The organism is Salegentibacter sp. BDJ18, assembly GCF_017579965.1.
In the GTDB taxonomy this organism is placed as follows: domain Bacteria; phylum Bacteroidota; class Bacteroidia; order Flavobacteriales; family Flavobacteriaceae; genus Salegentibacter.
Map to the genome: position 1 here is coordinate 49376 of NZ_JAFLQX010000003.1, position 20828 is coordinate 70203.

The 20828-nt window shown below is 37.7% G+C and carries 20 protein-coding genes; 13 read left to right on the forward strand and 7 right to left on the reverse strand.

What is annotated here, in order from left to right:
• Window positions 1-16 precede the first annotated feature (16 nt).
• The 3 genes from metG (at window position 17) to J0871_RS02715 (ending at window position 5141) form a co-directional block, all read left to right on the forward strand.
• Entirely contained in the window at window positions 17-2104 is a 2088-nt protein-coding gene (metG, locus tag J0871_RS02705) for a methionine--tRNA ligase (protein ID WP_208223235.1), read from the forward strand.
• 151 nt (window positions 2105-2255) lie between these two features.
• Window positions 2256-3158, forward strand: a complete 903-nt coding sequence (locus J0871_RS02710) for a histone deacetylase (RefSeq protein ID WP_208223237.1) — start codon at window positions 2256-2258, stop codon at window positions 3156-3158.
• A gap of 204 nt (window positions 3159-3362) precedes the next feature.
• Window positions 3363-5141 carry a glycoside hydrolase family 9 protein gene (locus J0871_RS02715; RefSeq protein ID WP_208223239.1) on the forward strand — a complete coding sequence of 593 codons (1779 nt, stop codon included), beginning with the start codon at window positions 3363-3365 and terminating at the stop codon, window positions 5139-5141.
• Window positions 5142-5222: 81 nt separating this feature from the next.
• On the opposite strand, the gene ssb is transcribed toward J0871_RS02715, so the two are convergent.
• Window positions 5223-5555 (reverse strand): single-stranded DNA-binding protein, encoded by a 333-nt coding sequence (gene ssb, locus J0871_RS02720; RefSeq protein WP_057482539.1) that lies wholly within the window; start codon window positions 5553-5555, stop codon window positions 5223-5225.
• Between the two features lie 184 nt (window positions 5556-5739).
• On the opposite strand from ssb, the gene J0871_RS02725 reads away from it, so the two are divergent.
• The 7 genes from J0871_RS02725 (at window position 5740) to J0871_RS02755 (ending at window position 9749) form a co-directional block, all read left to right on the forward strand.
• Window positions 5740-6303 (forward strand): sugar O-acetyltransferase, encoded by a 564-nt coding sequence (locus J0871_RS02725; protein ID WP_208223242.1) that lies wholly within the window; start codon window positions 5740-5742, stop codon window positions 6301-6303.
• Window positions 6304-6552: 249 nt separating this feature from the next.
• A complete protein-coding gene (locus J0871_RS02730) occupies window positions 6553-7188 on the forward strand; it encodes a hypothetical protein (RefSeq protein ID WP_208223245.1) in 636 nt (211 codons plus the stop codon).
• Window positions 7189-7227: 39 nt separating this feature from the next.
• Window positions 7228-7593: a cupin domain-containing protein gene (locus J0871_RS02735; protein WP_057482536.1), complete on the forward strand. Its 366-nt coding sequence runs from the start codon at window positions 7228-7230 to the stop codon at window positions 7591-7593.
• A gap of 140 nt (window positions 7594-7733) precedes the next feature.
• A complete protein-coding gene (locus J0871_RS02740; RefSeq protein ID WP_208223247.1) occupies window positions 7734-8351 on the forward strand; it encodes a DEAD/DEAH box helicase in 618 nt (205 codons plus the stop codon).
• A 67-nt stretch (window positions 8352-8418) separates the two neighbouring features.
• Window positions 8419-8799 (forward strand): DUF4174 domain-containing protein, encoded by a 381-nt coding sequence (locus tag J0871_RS02745; RefSeq protein WP_208223248.1) that lies wholly within the window; start codon window positions 8419-8421, stop codon window positions 8797-8799.
• A 122-nt stretch (window positions 8800-8921) separates the two neighbouring features.
• Window positions 8922-9269 carry a hypothetical protein gene (locus J0871_RS02750; RefSeq protein ID WP_075325161.1) on the forward strand — a complete coding sequence of 116 codons (348 nt, stop codon included), beginning with the start codon at window positions 8922-8924 and terminating at the stop codon, window positions 9267-9269.
• A gap of 54 nt (window positions 9270-9323) precedes the next feature.
• Window positions 9324-9749, forward strand: a complete 426-nt coding sequence (locus J0871_RS02755; protein WP_243870373.1) for a putative quinol monooxygenase — start codon at window positions 9324-9326, stop codon at window positions 9747-9749.
• Between the two features lie 18 nt (window positions 9750-9767).
• Here J0871_RS02755 and J0871_RS02760 read toward each other — a convergent pair whose 3' ends face one another.
• Complete coding sequence (locus J0871_RS02760; RefSeq protein WP_075325162.1) at window positions 9768-10235, reverse strand: CBS domain-containing protein; 468 nt, start codon at window positions 10233-10235, stop codon at window positions 9768-9770.
• A 136-nt stretch (window positions 10236-10371) separates the two neighbouring features.
• Here J0871_RS02760 and J0871_RS02765 point away from each other — a divergent pair, with 136 nt between their 5' ends.
• The gene (locus J0871_RS02765) at window positions 10372-12687 is read left to right on the forward strand and encodes a M28 family peptidase (RefSeq protein ID WP_208223251.1); all 2316 of its coding nucleotides are present in this window, start codon (window positions 10372-10374) and stop codon (window positions 12685-12687) included.
• A 177-nt stretch (window positions 12688-12864) separates the two neighbouring features.
• Complete coding sequence (locus tag J0871_RS02770; protein WP_208223253.1) at window positions 12865-13665, forward strand: NAD(P)H-binding protein; 801 nt, start codon at window positions 12865-12867, stop codon at window positions 13663-13665.
• 96 nt (window positions 13666-13761) lie between these two features.
• Here J0871_RS02770 and J0871_RS02775 read toward each other — a convergent pair whose 3' ends face one another.
• From J0871_RS02775 to J0871_RS02790, 4 genes are all read right to left on the reverse strand, one after another.
• Window positions 13762-14301 (reverse strand): outer membrane beta-barrel protein, encoded by a 540-nt coding sequence (locus J0871_RS02775; RefSeq protein ID WP_208223255.1) that lies wholly within the window; start codon window positions 14299-14301, stop codon window positions 13762-13764.
• Between the two features lie 261 nt (window positions 14302-14562).
• Window positions 14563-17949 carry a transcription-repair coupling factor gene (gene mfd / locus J0871_RS02780; protein WP_208223257.1) on the reverse strand — a complete coding sequence of 1129 codons (3387 nt, stop codon included), beginning with the start codon at window positions 17947-17949 and terminating at the stop codon, window positions 14563-14565.
• A gap of 66 nt (window positions 17950-18015) precedes the next feature.
• Entirely contained in the window at window positions 18016-18306 is a 291-nt protein-coding gene (locus tag J0871_RS02785) for a type II toxin-antitoxin system RelE/ParE family toxin (RefSeq protein WP_075325167.1), read from the reverse strand.
• Window positions 18303-18539 (reverse strand): hypothetical protein, encoded by a 237-nt coding sequence (locus J0871_RS02790; RefSeq protein WP_075325168.1) that lies wholly within the window; start codon window positions 18537-18539, stop codon window positions 18303-18305. Before J0871_RS02790 ends, J0871_RS02785 begins: the two co-directional genes overlap by 4 nt.
• A 116-nt stretch (window positions 18540-18655) precedes the next feature.
• On the opposite strand from J0871_RS02790, the gene J0871_RS02795 reads away from it, so the two are divergent.
• Window positions 18656-20014, forward strand: coding sequence for an NAD(P)/FAD-dependent oxidoreductase (locus J0871_RS02795; RefSeq protein WP_208223259.1), 1359 nt, complete (start codon window positions 18656-18658; stop codon window positions 20012-20014).
• 20 nt (window positions 20015-20034) lie between these two features.
• Here the strand turns inward: J0871_RS02795 and J0871_RS02800 are convergent, their stop codons facing one another.
• Window positions 20035-20826 (reverse strand): tryptophan-rich sensory protein, encoded by a 792-nt coding sequence (locus J0871_RS02800; protein WP_208223261.1) that lies wholly within the window; start codon window positions 20824-20826, stop codon window positions 20035-20037.
• Between the last annotated feature and the right edge of the window lie 2 nt (window positions 20827-20828).

Here is a 20828-nt window from a genome sequence, read left to right on the forward strand (position 1 = left end):
ATAAATTTTAAGATAAATGAATAATACTCCACAGCGATACACTATTACCGCAGCATTACCATACACCAACGGCCCCATACATATTGGCCATCTTGCAGGTGTTTATGTTCCAGCCGATATTTATGCCCGTTATTTACGAATGCAGGGCAATGATGTGGCTTTTGTTTGCGGAAGTGATGAGCACGGAGTTCCTATTACCATAAAAGCAAAGAAAGAAGGCGTTACGCCGCAGGATATCGTTGACAAGTACGATGGAATTATCAGGAAATCTTTCGAAGATTTTGGCGTTTCTTTTAATAATTACTCAAGAACTTCAGCTAAAGTACATCACGATACCGCTTCGGCATTTTTCAAAAAGATGTATGAAGATGGGAAGTTTATTGAAGAAACTACCCAACAGCTTTACGATGAAAAAGCAGGACAATTCCTGGCCGATAGGTTTGTAACCGGTACCTGCCCAAAATGCGGAAACGAAGAAGCCTATGGCGACCAGTGTGAAAGCTGCGGGACTTCGCTAAACGCCACAGATCTTATTAATCCAAAATCGGCTATTACCGGTGAAGTACCCACTTTAAAAGAAACCCGGCACTGGTTTTTACCTTTAGATCAATACCAGGAATGGTTAGATGAGTGGATCGTAAAAGGGCACGCTCACGATTGGAAAAGCAATGTTCACGGGCAGGTGAAATCCTGGTTAAACGATGGTTTGCGCGCAAGAGCCGTAACTCGTGATCTGGATTGGGGAATTCCTGTACCTGTTGAAGGTGGTGACGGTAAAGTACTTTATGTTTGGTTTGATGCGCCTATTGGCTATATATCTTCTACTAAAGAATGGGCCGAGCGCGAAGGCAAAGACTGGGAACCGTATTGGAAGGATGAGAATACCAAGCTGGTCCATTTTATAGGAAAAGACAATATTGTATTTCACTGTATTATTTTCCCGGTAATGCTAAAAGCGCACGGCGAATATATTTTACCTGAAAATGTTCCTGCAAACGAATTTCTTAATTTGGAAGGAAAAAAATTATCTACCTCCAAAAACTGGGCGGTTTGGTTGCACGAATACCTGGAAGATTTTCCAAACCAGCAGGATGTTTTACGCTATGTTTTAACTGCAAATGCTCCTGAAGCCAAAGACAACGATTTTACCTGGAAAGATTTCCAGGCCAGGAATAATAATGAGTTGGTCGCTATTTTCGGGAATTTTATTAATCGCGTAGTTGTACTTACTAATAAATATTACTCCGGAATTGTTCCAAAACCTAATGATTATTCTGAAGTGGACGAGCAAACCATTGCCGAGCTAAAAGTCTATCCGGCGGTTATTGCAAGTTCTATTGAAAAATACCGTTTCCGCGAAGCGCAAGGTGAATTAATGAATTTAGCCAGATTAGGAAACAAATATTTAGCCGATGAGGAACCCTGGAAACTCATTAAAACCGATGAAGAACGTGTAAAAACAGTGATGTATGTGGCATTACAAATCGCATCAGCGCTAGCTACTTTAAGCGAACCATTTTTACCATTTTCTTCGGCGAAACTTCAAAAAATGCTGAATTTCACTGATGCTGAAAGTCAGCTTTCCGGGAAGGAATATTCACAATGGGATAAGATCGCTACGCGTGATTCTTTACTCCCCGCGGGGCACCAAATTGGAAAAGCAGAATTGCTTTTCAGCAAAATAGAAGATGCTCAAATGCAGCAACAATTAGACAAACTGGAAGCCACAAAAACTGCTAATGCAGCCGAAAACAGTAAGGTAGAACCTCAAAAAGAAACTGCTACTTTTGAAGATTTCACCAAAATGGATTTGCGTGTGGGAACTATTATTGAAGCCCATAAAATGCCAAAAACCAAGAAATTAATGGTGATAAAAGTAGACACAGGCTTAGACCAAAGAACGGTAGTTTCAGGAATTGCTGAACATTATAAAGCAGAAGAGATCATTGGAAAAAAAGTAACCGTTCTAGCCAATTTAGCGCCAAGAAAACTTCGCGGTGTAGAAAGCGAGGGAATGATCTTAATGACCGAGGATTCAGCCGGAAAACTGGTTTTTGTAAATCCAGATGAAGATGGTGTAGAACCGGGGACAACTATTAATTAAGTTTATTAAAAATGCATCTGAAAAATTGCAAATAAGCGTCATTGCGAGGAACGAAGCAATCTAAAATTGCCGACTCTCAACGGGCAGATTACTTCACTGCGTTCGTAATGACGTTTATAATTTGCTTATTGAATAGCCAATTACCTTGCAAATGCTCAAAATCGCTTACCATCCTATCTATAAACATCCTTTACCCGAAGGTCACCGTTTCCCGATGGAGAAATATGAATTGCTGCCAAGGCAATTACTTCACGAAGGAACCTGTAGCGAGGAAAATTTTTTTGAGCCGGAATTCCCAACCGACAAATATATTCTAAAAGCTCACGATGCTGATTATTTTGAACGCTTACGTGATTTAAAACTAAGCCCCAGGGAAATTAGAAAAAGTGGCTTTCCACTTTCTGAGGCTTTAGTGAAACGGGAAATGATCATCGCCGATGGTACGATGAAAGCCGTGCATTATTCCCTGGAACATGGAATTGCTTTTAATATTGCCGGAGGTACTCATCACGCTTATTCTAACCGGGCCGAAGCATTTTGCTTACTTAACGACCAGGCAATTGCTGCAAGATATCTTCAGCATAAAAATTTAGCTGAAAAAATTCTTATTGTAGACCTGGATGTTCACCAGGGAAATGGAACAGCAGAGATCTTTGAGAATGATCCTTCGGTTTTTACTTTTTCTATGCACGGAAAAGGTAATTATCCGTTCAAAAAAGAAAAGTCAGATCTCGATATTGAAGTCCCCGACGGCAGCGGCGATATTGAATATCTAAAACTACTAAAAGAGACATTACCTGATTTAATAGCGAGAGAAAAGCCCGATTTTATCTTTTACTTAAGCGGTGTTGATATTTTAGAGACTGATAAACTCGGCCGAATCTCCTGCACGGTAAATGGCTGCAAAGAAAGAGACAGGTTTGTTTTGCAAACCTGCTACGCTTTAGACATTCCGGTTCAATGCAGCATGGGTGGCGGCTATTCTAAAGAAATTAGGGTAATTATTGAAGCCCATGCTAATACTTACCGACTGGCTAAAGAAATTTATTTCTGATCTATTCCCATTTAGCATTTAATCTCTTCTATCGAGTGAAAATTTTGCCTTTTAAAAAGTTTCAGTTTCAGCTACTTGATCATTCAGAAATTTTCGCCATTTTCACAAAAAACCAAAACAGGTGAGGGAAAAATGCTTTAGGAACGTTAACTTTAGGGTTGGACATTTCAGTTTATCACACTATTCAGCAGTAAAAATATAATTATGAAAGCTTCAACTACATTCCTGATTCCAATTTTATGTTTTCTTCTGAATATTTCAGCATTTGCACAATTAAATCAAGAAAGTTCAGGTACAGATAAAATCAGGATCAATCAGGTTGGATTCTATCCTACAGGCCAAAAAATAGCGATTGTTGTAACTTCAGAAGCTACCAATTTTTCAATTCTTACAGCAGATGAAAAGAATAAAGTATTTTCCGGAAAACTTAGCGATGCTAAAGAATGGCCGCATAGTAAAGAAACCGTAAAACAAGCGGATTTTTCTTCCGTAGAAATCTCAGGAGAATATGTATTACAAGTTCCGGGAATTGGTAACAGCCATCCTTTTTATATAGACGAAAATGTACATTTTGAGCCAGCAAAGGCAAGTATAAAGGCTTTTTATTTTCAGCGAGCTTCCACAAGTTTACCCGAAGAATATGCCGGAAAATGGGCGAGAGAAGCCGGCCATCCAGACGATATGGTAAAAGTTCATAATTCGGCCGCTTCAGAGAATAGACCGGCTGGATCTACTATTTCAAGCCCCGGAGGATGGTATGACGCAGGAGATTATGGAAAGTATATTGTAAACAGCGGAATTACCATGGGGACTTTGTTTTCGCTCTATGAAGATTTCCCGGAATACCTGGACACACTTAATTTAAATATTCCAGAAAGCGAGAACAATATTCCCGATTTTCTTGATGAAACATTGTACAATCTAAGATGGATGATGACAATGCAGGATAAAGACGGAGGTGTTTATCACAAGCTTACCAGCGCAAATTTTCACGGCGCAGTTGCGCCAAAAGATGCTACACTTCAGCGTTGGGTAGTACAAAAAAGTACAGCAGCTACTTTAGATTTTGCAGCAGTAACTGCACAGGCAACAAGAATTTTCGAAGATTATAAAGATGAATTACCGGGATTAGCAGATTCGCTTTTGGTGATGAGCGAAAAAGCTTATCGCTGGGCAAAAGAAAACCCCGATGTAATTTACCACCAGGAAAAATTAAAAGATCCTGAAATAAATACCGGAGCCTATGGAGATCGCAATTTTAAAGATGAATTTCAATGGGCTGCCACAGAACTTTTTATAACCACAGGAAAGAAAGATTATTACCAGGAAGCTGACCTGGAAAACCCTTTAGAATATAACTTTGGAATTCCCGCCTGGCCAAATGTGAATACGCCTGCCCTCTACTCTCTTGCCAGGCACAGGAAAAATTATAAGGATAGTGAGCTTGTAAATATTAATACCATAATTGAGCAGCTTACCCAAATGGCCGATAATCTGGTAGCTTCATCAAAAAGTTCTGCTTATGCGATTCCAATGGGAATAAATGAATCAGATTTTGTTTGGGGAAGTAACTCCACCGCAGCAAACCAGGGAATACTACTTTTAAATGTATACGAAATAACAGACGACAGGAAATATCTTGATGCTGCAAATAGCAATTTGGATTACCTGCTGGGAAGAAATGCCACGGGCTTTTCCTTTTTAACCGGTTTTGGCGAGAAACCTACAAAAGATCCGCACCACAGACCTTCTGAAGCTGACAATAATGAAGATCCGGTACCCGGACTTTTAGCCGGGGGGCCAAACCCAGGGCAACAAGACAAAAATGAATGCGCAGAGAAATACACAGCTGCGCATAACCACCCTGCAACTTCATATATTGATAACCGCTGTAGTTATGCCAGTAATGAAATAGCAATTAACTGGAATGCTCCTTTTGTATATCTTGCCAATGCTATAGAGGCAATACAAAAGACAAAATAAAAGTGGTTATTATCTTTTAAAGAAATAACCACCTTTACTTCCACCCTAGCATTTGTTATCTTTTATAATTCCCAAATCAGATTACTTCCCCATTAAAAGCAATTCATTACAAACTACTTCGGTTATATAGCGCTTGTTCCCGTCTTTATCATCCCAGCTTCGGTTGGTGAGTTTTCCCTCTACTCCTACTTCCTTGCCTTTATTTACATATTTTTCAACCAGCTCTGCGGTTTTCCCCCAGGCTACAATGTTGTGCCATTGCGTATCGGTTATGCGTTCGCCATTTCCGTTTTTGTAACTTTCATTGGTAGCTACCGAGAATTTAGCCAGTTTCTTTCCAGATTCCAGGTTTACGATTTCAGGCTCTCTCCCAACATTCCCGATCAATTGTACTTTGTTTCTAATAGTGCTCATAACGTATTAATTTAAAAAGCTGAAAATCGTTAGTTCATTTCAACAGGACAAACATAACACCGTCTTTTAGTAGTAATCGTCTGGGAATTATTTGTTTACGTTTAAAGACGTTTGTAAACGTTTGGAAATGAATCAAGCAATCAGAAATTTTTTGTAATATTAAATTTCCTAATTAAGACTTACCATGACCGAAAAAGAAAAAATGCTTTCAGGCCAATTATACCTGGGATCAGATAAAGAAATTGCAAAAGACAGGTATAATGCAAGACTTATATTTCAAAAAGCAAATAAGTTAGGGGAAGAAAAAGCAGATGAAAGAATCAAGCTCTTCTATTCCTTATTTGGAAAAGCTGGTAAAGATCTTTGGATAGAGCCTCCATTTTATTGTGATTACGGCTATAACATAAAAATGGGCGACCAGGTTTTTATGAATTTTAATTGCTGCATTTTGGATGTTGTGGAAGTAAATATTGGAAACAACGTATTTTTAGCGCCCAACGTACACATTTATACCGCAACGCATCCCTTAGATGCCAAAACTCGAGATTCGCTTTTAGAATATGGCAAACCGGTTACTATTGGCAATAGCGTGTGGATAGGCGGCGGTGCAATTATTTGTCCGGGAGTTAATATTGGCGATGGAAGTGTAATTGCCGCCGGAGCGGTGGTAGTAAAAGATGTTCCACCAAACGTACTCGTAGGCGGAAATCCGGCCAAAATCATTAAAACATTAGATAATAATCAATAGAATTCTGAAGTTCTAAGCTAAATAACAATTTAGCCCTTCAATTAGAACCTACTTTATTTTGGACTGATCCTGTTGGCTCATTAAGAGAAAATGATAAATGGCAAATTGCCGGGGAAGATCTAAGCATTTTAATGCAAATAGGAATTAATATAAAATTCTTTAGCATACTACGCTCAATTCATTAGGAAAAAATTCCTTTTAAGGCGAAGTTGCTATTCTCTATAAGAAAGCTTTTCTTGTAGAAAAAAGATGCCACAAGAAGAACCCAAAGTTTGGTATGCCTGTTATGGCTCCAATTTATTAAAAGAACGCTTTAACTGTTATATTGGTGGTGGTCGCCCTGCCAATGCCAAACGCGTTTATCCCGGTTGTACCAATAAAACCCTGCCTGAAAAATCTAAAGGAATTACTATTAACGGCGAACTTTATTTCGCTAAATCTTCGAAAACCTGGAGTGGTGGTGGCGCCGGATTTATAAAATCTGACTTCGATAAAAATATCAAAACCCTGGGTAGAATGTACCTCATCACCCAGCAACAATTTGTAGATTTAGTACAACAGGAAATAAAATTTGAAGGCGATTTTGATATAGATCTCCAACACGTAATTAAAAATCGTAGCCTGGATATGAAAAATAATTCCTGGTACGGGAAAATCATTTACCTGGGTGAAGATGAAGACAGCCCTATTTTCACTTTTACCAATGAAGATTACTTAAAAGATGAAATAAATTCTCCCCACGAATTTTATCTGAAAATAATTATTGACGGCCTTAAAGAAACCTACCAAATGAGTGAGGCTGAAATCGAATCTTACCTAAAAACTAAAGAAGGAATTAAAGGTTTCCCCATTGAAGCTAAGTTACCGCAGCTTATTAAAAATTGAACCTAATTTTTTTATTTTTAATTAGTTAATTCTAAACTTATGAAGCCTGAAAAAGTAAATTTAAAAGATAAATTCGAGTTGTTTAATGAGCACTGGACGCCTAAAATTATAGGCGAACTCAATGGGCAACAAGTAAAACTAGCGAAATTGAAAGGGGAGTTTGTTTGGCACGATCATAAAGAGGAAGATGAAATGTTCCTGGTTATTAAAGGAAGTCTGAAAATTGAATTTCGGGATAAAACTATTCGTTTAAATGAGGGCGAAATGTATATCGTCCCAAGAGGTGTGGAGCATAACCCTGTGGCTGAAGAGGAAGCCTGGATTTTACTTTTTGAGCCTGCAAGTACCAAACATACCGGCGAAGTAAAAGATAAACTAAGCGTGGAAAATCAGGAATGGATTTGAAATCCTGCCCTTTTCCAACAAGTTTTCTAAAGCAATAATGTTTTATAGCGCTTTAATTATAGGGAAAGTTATCTTTGTAAGCTTCAGAAACTTTTGATTTCTAATTTAGAAATTAAATAAAAAGCTTTAAAATAAACCTTATGTCCTTTAAAAAACTGAATATTCCGCTTAAAGAAGCTTTAGAAAGACTGGAAATTGAAAATCCGCTTCCATTTCAAAAACAAATTTTACCCAAAATTAAAAGCGGAAGAGATCTTTTCATCGTTGCTCCTGAAGGTTCAGGAAAAACTACCGCACTTGTAATTAGTACAATTCAGAAATTAGAAAGCGCAGCCTTTGAAGATGCCCCCAGAGCTTTGATTTTCGTTCAGGACAAAGAAGCTGCCCTGGCGCTGGAAGAAGAATTCAACAAATTCACAAAATACATGGACTTACGCGTTTATAGCGCCCATGACGCTCCCGATATCAGCAAACAAAAAGATGATATTTATGATGGTGTGGACATTGTGATCGCTACACCAAAAAAGTTATTTCAGCTTTTCAAAATTACCGGTATCAATGTAAGTCAGTTAAAAATTCTTGCGGTTGAAGACGCCGAATTCTTAACCAAAAACAGCGATTATAACGATCTTATTAGAATTCCGCAGCATATTACAAAATGCCAATACCTTGTTTTTGCCTCTACGATGAATCCTAAAATTGAACGCCTAAAAGATTCTTTTATGGCGCGTGCCGAAATGCTTAGACTAAAGATATAGTAGATTTTTCGTATTTTAGAATATGCTAAAATCTATAAGTTGTTTTATCTTAATTTTCTCTTTTGCTATGAATTTCAACACACAAGACCTTTCCAAACACCAATGGAAAGACCGACTAATTTTGATTGTAGCTGATGGGGAAAACGAAAAATTCCAGCAACAACTTATCGAACTGCAAAAACACCAACAAGCCTTAAACGAGCGAAAACTGGTAATCTACCAAATTTTACCTGAAAAATATACGACCGGATTTGAAGGAGAAAACTGGAAAATTTCTTCTGATCTTTATAGTACATATAAAGCCCTTAAAAGCGATTTTCGGGTTATTCTAATCGGATTGGATGGCGGCGAAAAACTGAAACAAACCGAAGTACTTTCCGCAGAAAAACTTTTTAATACTATAGATAGTATGCCGATACGCCAAGCGGAAATACGGAAAAACAAGTAAGTATAACTCTACAAAAACCTAAATTTCAGTATTTTTTAAGCTTTTTATTTATATTTATTGTGAAAACAAAATTTAATTTCGAGTAAAGCCTTGAAATATTTAATCCTCGATTATCGCTTAGTATGCAAAAATCCTGTTTGGAATGTGGCGAAAAAATTGTGGGTCGCGTAGATAAGAAATTCTGCAGCGATTATTGTCGCAATGCACATCACAACAACCTCAACAAAGACAGAAAAAACCTGGTTAGAAACGTCAATAACCTGCTTCGCAAAAATTACCGAATTTTAGAAGAATTCAACCCAAACGAAAAAACCACGATTAGTAAAAATAAATTACTGGCCCGTGGTTTCAATTTTGAATATTTTACCAGCATCTATACAACCAAAACCGGTAAGGTCTATTATTTTGTGTACGACCAGGGATATCTTCCTTTAGAAAATGGAATTTACGCTCTGGTTAAACGCAGTTAACCGCACACTAAAACATCGTGCATTTCCCCATAGGGGTTTCAAAATTAATATTAAATGAAATTTATAAAATCGGTATTTACGATTCTATCTTTAATTTTTTTAACCTACTCCTGTGGTTCTCAAAATAAGATGAAAAATACTCCGCAAACAGATGAAATGCTTATTAGGATTTCTGAAATTAAAATAGAAGAGCAGTATCTGGAAGAGTATATAAAAATTTTAAAATATGAAGCCGAAGCTTCTGTTAGGTTAGAGCCAGGCGTTATTTCTATTTACCCCATGTTTAAAATGGAAGACCCTACCGAAATAAGAATATTAGAAATATATGCAGATAATGAAGCCTATAAAGCTCATCTGGAAACACCACATTTCAAAGAATATAAATCTTCAACACTTAATATGGTTGAATCCTTAAAGCTTATAGATATGGAAGCAATCGACGGGGAATCCATGTCAAAGATTTTTAAAAAGCTTGAATAATTAATTTAAGCAAGTGTCCTAATCTCCCCAATTATTACTTTTTAAACGTACCGCTGCCCTAAGCACATCACTTTGGCTAATTTGCCCAATAAGTTTGCCGTGTTCTACAATTGGAAAACGCCTAAACCGTTTTTCAATAAAGAGTTTTGCGGCATCCATCACATTCATATTTCCGTCTATGGTTTCCACATTACAGGTCATTCGCTTACCAATGGTAGTATCTTCTAAGGGCATATTGTAATACTGGCTGTCTGAAATTTGTTTCATACAATCCCCTTCAGAAATAAGTCCTACTAATTTATTATTGTCATCTACCACACACCCACCAGATATTTTATGTTTGGTCAGTTTTTCGGCAACATCTAAAATATTCTCGTGCTCTTTAAAAGTAACCAGTGAGGTACTCATATAATCTCTAACCAACATGGGTGCGCTCTTCGGCTTCTCCGGTTCCGCCCTTTTTCCCTGAAAACTTTTAATACCCATAACTTAAATTTTTGATTACTAATAACTTAAATATAGGTAAAATTTAATTATTCTGAAAGCCTGCTTTCCTGTATTACTATTCCTTAAAATCTTAAGTATCTTTAAATCCTGTAAACCTTTTGTTTTTTTCTGAATTATGCTGAAGAATATACCTCGCTTTTTCTCTTTCATTTTTATTGCCATTGCAATTTGGTTTAGCTTTTACAGCAGCCAACCAAAAAATATTGAAGCTGAAGATGCGCCTGAAACTACTTTTTCTACCCAACGCGCCTTTAAACACGTGGAAGCAATTGCGCAGAAACCTCATTATGTGGGAACTGAAGCCCATAGCCGCGTAAGAAATTATATTGTAAGCCAGTTACAGGAAATGGGCTTACAGCCACAAACTCACGAGGATTATACGCTTACCAAAAGCGGTACGCTAGTGCGTCCTCAAAATATTTTAGCGCGTTTGGAAGGCAACGGAAAAGGTGAAGCTGTGGTGATTATGACGCATTACGACAGTAATCCGCATTCTTCTCCCGGTGCAAGTGATGCCGGCAGCGGCGTGGGAACAATTTTAGAAGGAATTCGCACATTTTTAGCTAAAAATAAGAAACACCAAAATGATATTATCATACTGTTTACCGATGCTGAAGAACTCGGATTAAACGGCGCCGAACTTTTTATAAAAGATCATCCCTGGGCTAAAGATGCCAAACTCGCCCTTAATTTTGAAGCCCGCGGCAGCGACGGCGATTCTTTTATGTTTTTGGAAACAAATTCTGGAAACGCAGGGCTTATTAATTCCTTTAAAAAAGCAAATCCAGAATTTCCCGTGACAAATTCACTGGTTTATAGCGTGTATAAAATGTTGCCTAACGACACCGATCTTACGGTTTTAAAGGAACAGGGAAATATCCCGGGTTATAATTTTGCGTTTATAGACAATCATTTTGATTATCACACCGCGACTGACACCCCCGAAAACTTAGATAAAGAAACCTTAGCACATCAGGGCAGTTATTTAATGCCCCTACTCGATTATTTTAAAGATGCAGATTTAGGCAAAGTAAATGCGGAAGAAGAAGTATTGTTTTTCAATATTCCGGGCGGGGAAATAATTAGTTATCCGTTTTCCTGGATCTTCCCAATGCTTATTCTCGCATTTATTCTGTTTTTTGTCATTCTGGGCTACGGATTTTCTAAGGACCGTTTTCAGCTAAAAGAAATTTTAAAGAGTATTATTCCTTTTATAGTGAGCCTGGCCTTTTCTGGCTTATTGGTTTTTCTACTTTGGAAATTTCTACTTTACAGCTACCCTGAATATTCAGAAATGGAACAGGGTTTTACCTATAACGGCTATTATTATATCGCTGCTTTTGTTTCATTAAGCTTACTCATTTCGTTTTTCACCTACTTCCGATTTAGACATATAGAAAACAAGGCTAATCTATTTGTTGTTCCACTGTTCTTTTGGTTATTGCTTTGCGCATTGCTCGCCTTCTTTTTAAAAGGCGCCGCCTATTTTATCATACCAGGATTTTTCGGCTTATTACAGCTATTTATTATGATGCGCCAGGAATCGCTAAATTCCTTATTAATGGCGTTCTTAAGCCTTCCGGCACTCTTTATTTTGTTGCCGTTTATAAAGATGTTTCCGGTAGCCTTAGGTCTGAAAATATTGTTTGTCTCAGCTTTACTGACCGTTTTATTATTTCAACTGCTGTTACCTGTTTTTGCTTATTTTAAAAGCAATAAAAAAATTGCGGTATTCTTCTTTCTAATTTTCAATATTCTTCTAATTACCGCCCATTTTAAAGCCGATTTCACCGAAGAACACCCTAAACCGAATTCACTTGTTTATCTTTTTGATGCCGATAAAAATACTACCAATTGGTATTCTTACGATAAAATGCCCGATGAATGGACCAAAAAATATTTTGGCGAAGAACCACTCATTGCTCTCCTAGAAGGCAATACGCTTAGCAGCAAATATGGCTCACACTTCACCTGGAAAACAAATGCGCCTGAAATAGATCTAAAACGACCTTCGATTATCTGGGAAAAAACCGATTCTACAGCTACTTCTAATTCCTATTTACTAAAAATAGCTCCTAACCGGAATATAAATCGAATAGAACTTTTTGCCGATCGAAGCACCGATTTTGAAACTTTTAAAGTCAATAATAAAACTGCCGATAGCGTTTACCTTGGCCAGAACAAATTCCATATACATACTCGCCGCTGGCATGATAGATTACTTACCTATCACGCTTCGAGCCGTGACACATTAAGATTGGAATTCAGTTTCAAAAAGGATAAAAAACCGGAATTTACGCTTTACGAGTCCAGTTATGATTTGCTTGAAAATCAAGATTTAAATGTAAAGCCAAGACCAAAAGCTATGATTCCGAGACCTTTTGTGCTAAACGATGCTGTAATTTTTAAGAAAACCATAAGTCCCGAGTAGGCTTTGCTTTTGTAGCTTTGAGGTTATTACTCGTCATCCTGAATTTATTTCATTATCTAACTTGATAAGAAATGCTCTCATATTAGAAGCTGAAACAAGTTCAGCTTGACGAATACACAAATATTTTATTTAAAACTTAAAAAACACCTCCCCTTTGGGGAGGCCGGGAGGGGCTTTATGAACATATCTATATTAGGAACCGGCTGGCTGGGATTGCCACTCGCAAAAAAGCTGAAACAAGAGCACGTAGTAAAAGGCTCGGTAACCAGCCAGGAAAAAATGCAACCATTGCGTGAGGCCGGCATTACGCCTTATCAGATTAAAATTTTTACAGAAGGCGTTCAGGGCGATCTTACTTCTTTCCTGGCGCATTCTGAATTACTAATTATAGATATCCCGCCAGGATTACGCGGCGATCCCGAAGCCGATTTCGTTGGTAAAATAGGCAGGATTATAGATTATATAGAAAAATCTCCGGTAGAAAAAGTGATTTTTGTAAGTTCTACTTCCGTTTACAAAGACGAAGAAAACTTCCCCGAATATACCGAAGAAAATGAAGCTAACGGCACTTCAGAAGCCGCTAAACAACTTATTTCTTCAGAAAAAATGCTATTGAAGAATGAACATTTTCAAACCACAGTTATTAGGTTTGGTGGATTAATTGGTCCGGGGAGACATCCGGTAAATTACCTTGCTAACAAAACCGGAATTAAAGACCCAAAAGCGCCGGTAAATCTTATTCAGCAGGAATTTTGTATTGAAATTCTTAACCAGATTATCAAGAAAGAAGCCTGGGGAAAGACATTTAATGCTGCCTATCCTGATCATCCAACCAAAGAAGATTACTACACCAAAACCGCAAAAGCAAAAAACTTAAATGTTCCCGGTTTTGACCAAAATGGGGTTTCAAAAGGCAAGAAAATAAGTTCGATTAATTTAAAAGAGATTTTAGATTATCAATTTGAAAAGGAAATCTAGAAACCCTCGGAATCAAGCTCATGATGGCGTAAATAAAAAACCTCACAGATTTCAAAAACCTGTGAGGTCTATAATTTTAGCAAACTTGAGGAGTTGTTAGAACTTATAACCTACTCCTACCATCAAAGTATTTACTCCACTTTTAACATCTGTATCGTATTGTTCAGCAAACTCTATAGATTCGTCACTATATCTATTGGTTAGTTCAATACCGTAGCGTGCTTCAATAAAGAAATCCTTGGTGATATGATACCCTACACCAAATGCCGCATCTAAACCGAATTCGTTGGTGGTGGGAACATCTTCCAAAACAATAGTTGCCTGAGGACCCGCTTGTAAGTAAAAGTCTGAATTTTCTATATCATACTGCACAAGAACAGGAATAGATAAGAAATCGGTTTCTTCTACATTAGAATAATTTACGGAAGGTTGAAGGTGCCAATTTTCGGTGAATTGAAAATCGGCTAAAAATCCTACATAAAAACCGGATCCGTCTTCAGAAACCTGGGTACCACCCTCGGCATTAGCTTCTACTTCAACATTGGTATATCCAGCCTGTATCCCGAAATCTACATTTTGAGCAAAGGAATTCAATCCTAAAAAAAGGAAGAAAGCTAAAAATAAATTTTTAATCATTTTGTTAGATAGTTTATGTTATAACTACAAACATAGTTTTTATTTGCTAAAACATTGGAAAAACCATAATATTTAGACCTTAAATTGAATTTTTTCGAAATTATTGAAGAAAACTATTTAACAGCTTAGATTCTGAAACGAGTTCAGAATGACGTAAAAGCTCCTTCGCTTTTTAAAGGAAGGTGACATTCCGAGGGAATGACGGAAGGGTTCAACCACCCCGGCCTATCGGCCACCCCTCCTTAAAAAGGAGGGTAACATTTAAACAGTCTTTTGTACCTCTTCTTCCTTCACCCTAAAATCCAGGGGCTTCAATACCTTTAAAGCGCTTTCTATCGAATTGATCTTTTCAAAAGTTAAGAGCAAACGCAAGCCATTCCTGGTTTTCTTCTCTTTCATGATGCATTTATGCTTATGCGTTTGCACATATTGCAGCACCTTGGTAAACGTATTGGTTTGGTAAAACCTGGATTGTTGATCGGAAATAAAATAACCTATTAGTTTTCCTTGCTTCAAAATGATCTTTTCCAGGCCTATACTTGCCGCTATCCATTTTATACGAACACTATTCAGTAAATCTACCGCCTGTGTAGGTAATTCTCCAAAACGATCTACAAGCTCGGCTTCAAACTTTTGCAATTCTTCTTCCGAAGTAATTTTATTTAACTGCGTATATAAATTCAGTCTTTCAGTTATGTTATTGATATAATCATCGGGGAAAAGAATTTCAAAATCGGTATCGATCTGCGCATCTTTTACAAAGGTTTTCTCTTCTATATTTTCAGATTCGTTATAAAGCTCCTGGAATTCATTCTCTTTTAGTTCCTCAATGGCTTCATTCAGGATCTTTTGATAAGTATCAAAGCCAATTTCATTAATAAATCCGCTTTGCTCACCACCCAGTAAATCTCCGGCTCCACGAATTTCCAAATCTTTCATCGCGATATTTATCCCACTTCCCAATTCAGAAAATTGCTCTAAAGCGCTAATTCGTTTACGCGCATCTTCGGTCATTACCGAATACGGCGGCGTAATAAAGTAACAAAAAGCTTTCTTGTTGCTTCGGCCTACTCTACCTCGCATTTGGTGAAGATCTGAAACCCCAAAATTGTTCGCATTATTGATGAAAATCGTATTGGCATTGGTCACATCAAGTCCGCTTTCCACGATTGTAGTAGAAACCAAGACATCAAATTCACCATTTATAAAACTGAGCATCAGTTTTTCCAATTTCTTACCTTCCATCTGCCCGTGGCCTACACCAATTTTAGCATCTGGCACCACACGCTGAATCATTCCCGCGACTTCTTTAATATTTTCAATCCGGTTATGAATAAAGAAGACCTGCCCGCCACGCTGAATTTCATAAGAAACCGCATCCCGAATAGTTTCTTCGGAAAAACGAATTACGTTTGTTTCAATAGGATATCTATTTGGCGGCGGTGTGGTGATGGTAGATAAATCTCGCGCGGCCATTAAACTAAACTGAAGTGTTCTCGGAATTGGCGTTGCCGTAAGCGTAAGTGTATCTACATTCTCTTTTATAGTCTTAAGCTTATCTTTTACCGAAACTCCAAATTTTTGCTCTTCATCTACAATTAATAATCCAAGATCTTTGAATTTCACCGCTTTATTTACCAATTGATGCGTGCCAATCACGATATCTACTTTTCCATTTTCCAGATCGGCTAAAGTTTCACGGCGTTCTTTAGCGGTTCTAAACCTATTTAAGTAATCTACAGTTACCGGGAAATCTTTTAAACGTTCAGTGAAAGTTTCGTGATGTTGAAATGCCAAAATAGTGGTTGGCACTAGAATAGCGACCTGCTTGCCGTTATCTACCGCTTTAAAAGCTGCCCGAATAGCAACCTCTGTTTTTCCAAAACCAACATCACCACATACCAAACGATCCATAGGGCGCTCGTTTTCCATATCTTCTTTTACCGCCTGGGTAGCGGTACTTTGATCTGGAGTATCTTCGTACATAAAAGAGGCTTCCAGCTCGTGTTGTAAGTAAGAATCTGGACCAAAGGCAAAGCCTTTCTGTAATCTTCGCTTTGCGTAAAGTTCAATTAAATTATAGGCAATATGCTTAACACGCGCTTTAGTTTTCTGCTTTAATTTCTTCCAGGCATTACTTCCCAATTTAAAGATCTTGGGCTCTTTGCCATCCTTCCCGTTATATTTTGAAATTTTATGCAGCGAATGTATGCTCACATATAAAATATCGCGCTCGCCGTAGAAAAGCTTGATGGCTTCCTGCTTTTTACCTTCTACATCAATTTTCTGAAGTCCGCCAAATTTTCCAATTCCGTGGTCAATATGGGTTACATAATCACCCACTTCAAGATTGCCGAGTTCCTTAAGCGTGATGGCCTGTTTTTTAGCGTAACCGTTCTTAAGATGAAACTTATGATAACGCTCAAAGATCTGGTGATCGGTATAGCAAATGTTTTTTCCGGCCTCATCTATAAAGCCCTGGAATAAAGCCAAAGTAATTGTTTGGTATTTTACGATACGTTCCTGGTCATCGAAGATATCGTGGAAGCGTTTGGCTTGCTGTTCGCTAACGCAGAAAATATAATTTGTATATCCGTTTTCCTGATTTTCAATTAAGTTGTCAATCAGTAAATCGAATTGCTTATTGAAAGAAGGCTGGGGTTTTGTTTGAAATTCTATACTTTTCTGAGCTTCTAAATAAGCCTGGTTACTCAATTCAACAACTGAAAAAAGCTCTAGCTGACTTTTAATTAACTGCCCATCACAAAACAGCTCTTTGGGTTCACTATGTTTTACATCTTCAGAAAGTTTATTAAAGGCTTCTTCTGCCTTGCTAAAAAGTTTATCGGCTTGCGCAGTGAGTAAATCGAGGTTTTTAACAAACACCACGGTTTTTTCTGAAATATATTTTAGAAAACTATCCCGTATTTCATCAAGGTGTTTATTTTCCACATTCGGCATCACCGAAATTTTCTTCACCTTATCTGTAGAAAGCTGGGTTTCTACATCAAAACTTCTGATGCTGTCTACTTCATCTCCAAAAAACTCGATACGGTAAGGCTCGTCGTTACTAAAGGAAAAAACATCTATAATCCCCCCACGTACTGAGAACTCGCCCGGTTCGGTTACAAAATCAACCCTTTTGAATTTATATTCGAATAAAACCTCGTTTACAAAATCTATAGAAAGTTCATCTTCTACAGAAATTTTCAGCGTGCTTCTATCCAGTTCTTTTCGGGTAACTACTTTTTCAAATAAAGCATCAGGATAGGTAACAATTATCGCTGGTTTTTTACGCGAATTAATTCGGTTTAAAACTTCGGCTCGTAATAATACATTTGCATTATCTGTTTCCTCAATTTGATATGGACGGCGGTAACTGCCGGGATAAAAAAGCACATTTTTTTCTCCTACCAGCTGCTCGAGATCGTTTAAATAATAAGCCGCTTCTTCCTTATCGTTAAAGATCAGCAAAAAGGGTTTTTCTGCTTCTTTAAACGCATTGGCTACAACAAAAGAAAAAGCAGAACCAACAAGTCCTTTAAGTTGAATTTTAGTCCGATTTTTTTCAGAAGAGACAAGGGAATCCCTCAATTCCTGCTGTTGCGAGGATTGTGCAAAGCTTTGGGCGATAATAGTTTTACTCATTGGCGCAAAGATAATTGCAGAAATTTTGTCCCGCAACCTCTCAACATTTTTTTAACGTTAGTTGATTTATACTTTTTTCTTTTCGGGATCTTGCCAGGAATTAAATACGGAATAAACAATCACCTCACTCTCCTGGACTTCGTAGATAATAACATAGGGGAAGCGTTTGACTACAGCTTCCCTAAATGGTTTTCTTTTCTCCGAAAAATGAAAAGGATAGTTTTTAATCCACTTAAAATACGAGTTAAGATGATCTAAAAATAAATCACCCAACCCACTTTGTTTTCTCTCATAATAAAGAAAAGCTTCAATTACTTCTAATTGAGCTTCCTCTTTAATTATAAGCTTAAAAGTCATTTCTTCAAAGCATTTTTAGCTCTTTGCTGCACTTCTTCCCAGGAATATGATTCGCTTTTCTCTTTTAAATGATTCAACCTGCGGTTATCCATTTCATGGTAATCTGATTCGGAGAGAACTGAAGAGTCGTTATTTTCATAACTTTCGGCGAGAGAAAGCATCATTTCTAATAGACGTGCATCTGCTTCTTCAACATATTTAAGGACCGTTTTCTTTAACGCTATTGTTTCCATAATCAGAATATTATTGGTCTTATAAAATTACAAATTTTATCTCTACTCCACTTTTACCATTTTCATAACAGCAAAAATGCCTGCAGATGCCTAATTTGCTGTAAGAATTTATAATTATGGGATTTGAGCATTTTGATGTATTTGTGATAGGAACCGGGACCGCCGGAAAGGGTGTTGCTAAAGATTGCGCTAAAGCAGGATGGAAAGTAGCGATAACCGATAACAGGGAGTATGGCGGCACCTGCCCAAATCGTGGCTGTGATCCTAAAAAAGTTCTGGTAGGTTTTACCGAAATTATAGATCGCGCCACTAAAATGCAAGGTAAAGGAATTACGAAAATGCCGGAAGTAAATTGGAGTGATCTAATGACTTTTAAAGAAACATTCTTAGATGCCATTCCTGCTGCTACCGAAAAAGATCTGGCAGCCCTGGACATAAAAATGTATCACCAATCTCCGAAATTTTTAGATAAAAACACGCTTTCTGTGGAAGGCAAAACGATAACCGCAGATAAGATCGTTATCGCAACCGGACAAAAACCTATGCCGTTGAGAATTCCTGGCGAAGAATACGCTCTTTTAAGTGAAGATTTTCTCGATCTAAAAGAATTACCCGAAACAATGATTTTTATCGGCGCCGGATATATTGGGATGGAATTCGCGCATATCGCAGCCCGTTTTGGTGTAAAAGTCACCATGATGGATTTTATGCCAGGTCCGCTTTCCAACTTTGATGAAGATATGGTGGACTACATCCAGCAGGTTTCGGAAGAAGATCTGGGAATCGATTTTATTTTTAATGCAGAAGTGAAGGAAATTGAAAAGCTGCAAAAGAACTTTAGGGTAAAAGGAATTCAGGATGGGAAAGAGATTTCAGCAAAAGCTGAAATGGTTTTTAATACTGCAGGTCGTGTTCCATCTATAGAAGATCTGGATCTGGAAAAAGGAAACGTTGCCTTTTCAAAAAAGGGAATTACGGTTAACGAATTTCTTCAAAATTCAACCAATAAAAACGTGTATGCCTGTGGTGATGTTTCAGACAGTTCGGGATTACCTTTAACCCCGCTTTCTTCACAGGAATCTAAAGTGGTTTCAGCAAACTTATTAAACAAAAAAGAGCCTAAAAAAGCAGATTATCCGCCGCAACCTACCGTGGTTTATACCTTACCAAAACTAGCTTCCGTAGGACTTTCAGAAAAAGAAGCTAAGGAACAGGGATACGATTATGAACTGGAACATAAATTAGTGCCCGACTGGTTTAATGCTAAGCACATCAATGAGAAAATATATGCTTATAAGACCTTAGTGGATAAAAAAACCGGACTCGTGATTGGGGCTCATTTGGTTGGCCCGAAAGCTTCAGAAATCATCAATATGTTTGTAATGGCGATGTGTGGCAAGCTTGACTGTGAAACTTTAAAGAAAATGATTTTCACTTATCCTAGCTGGGCAAGTGATATTAAGGGAATGGTTTAAACAGCCTCCCCCGCCCCGAGTTAATCGCGATTAATTAATTTATACATCGGGTTTGTCTCCTTATTCAACCAGCCGTGATAAATAATATTCGAAAAAATGGCAATTGCACCTATTAAAGCTGAATAAGCGATAATTGGGATTTCGCCAAAATGTCTAAAATAAATAGCGATTAGCGCCCAAACACCGACTGCGGCAAATTCCCGCATATTTCTGCGCCAGATGATAGCGATATTTATAAAAACAGCCACTGCAATAATAATAACCGTCCAAATTTCTTCCCCAAAAAACGGCGCCGTCCAGCCTATTTTAGAAAGATAAGCCGAAACATTGGCGATACTGGCAACGGCAATCCATCCTGAATAAAGGCAAATAGGCCACCAGCTAAATGCCAAGATTTTAAGTGGCGCATCCCAACGTTCCATATTAGTGTTCAGGATTATTTTTATAAGAGAGAATAGAATTAGAAACATAAGCAATACTGAAACTCCCGTAAACTCATACAGCCAAAAAACTACCCAGGCAGCATTGGCCAGGTTTGCTGTTAAAAACCAATAACCGGAATTCCTTAAAAACTCCAGATCATTTTTCGCAGAAAATGCCTGAAAAAGTTGGTAACCAGAAATGGCCAAAAGCGAAAGAAAGATTATTCCCCAAATGGCAAAGGCATAACCTGCAGGAGTAAAAAGATTATAATACTCGGCGCTAAGACTACCCATAGTATTCCCGTTGATAATTCCTGTTTGGGAAATATAACTAACCGCAATAATTAAAATTACCGAGATAAAATTGAGTACTGCAAGACGTTTTTCCATTT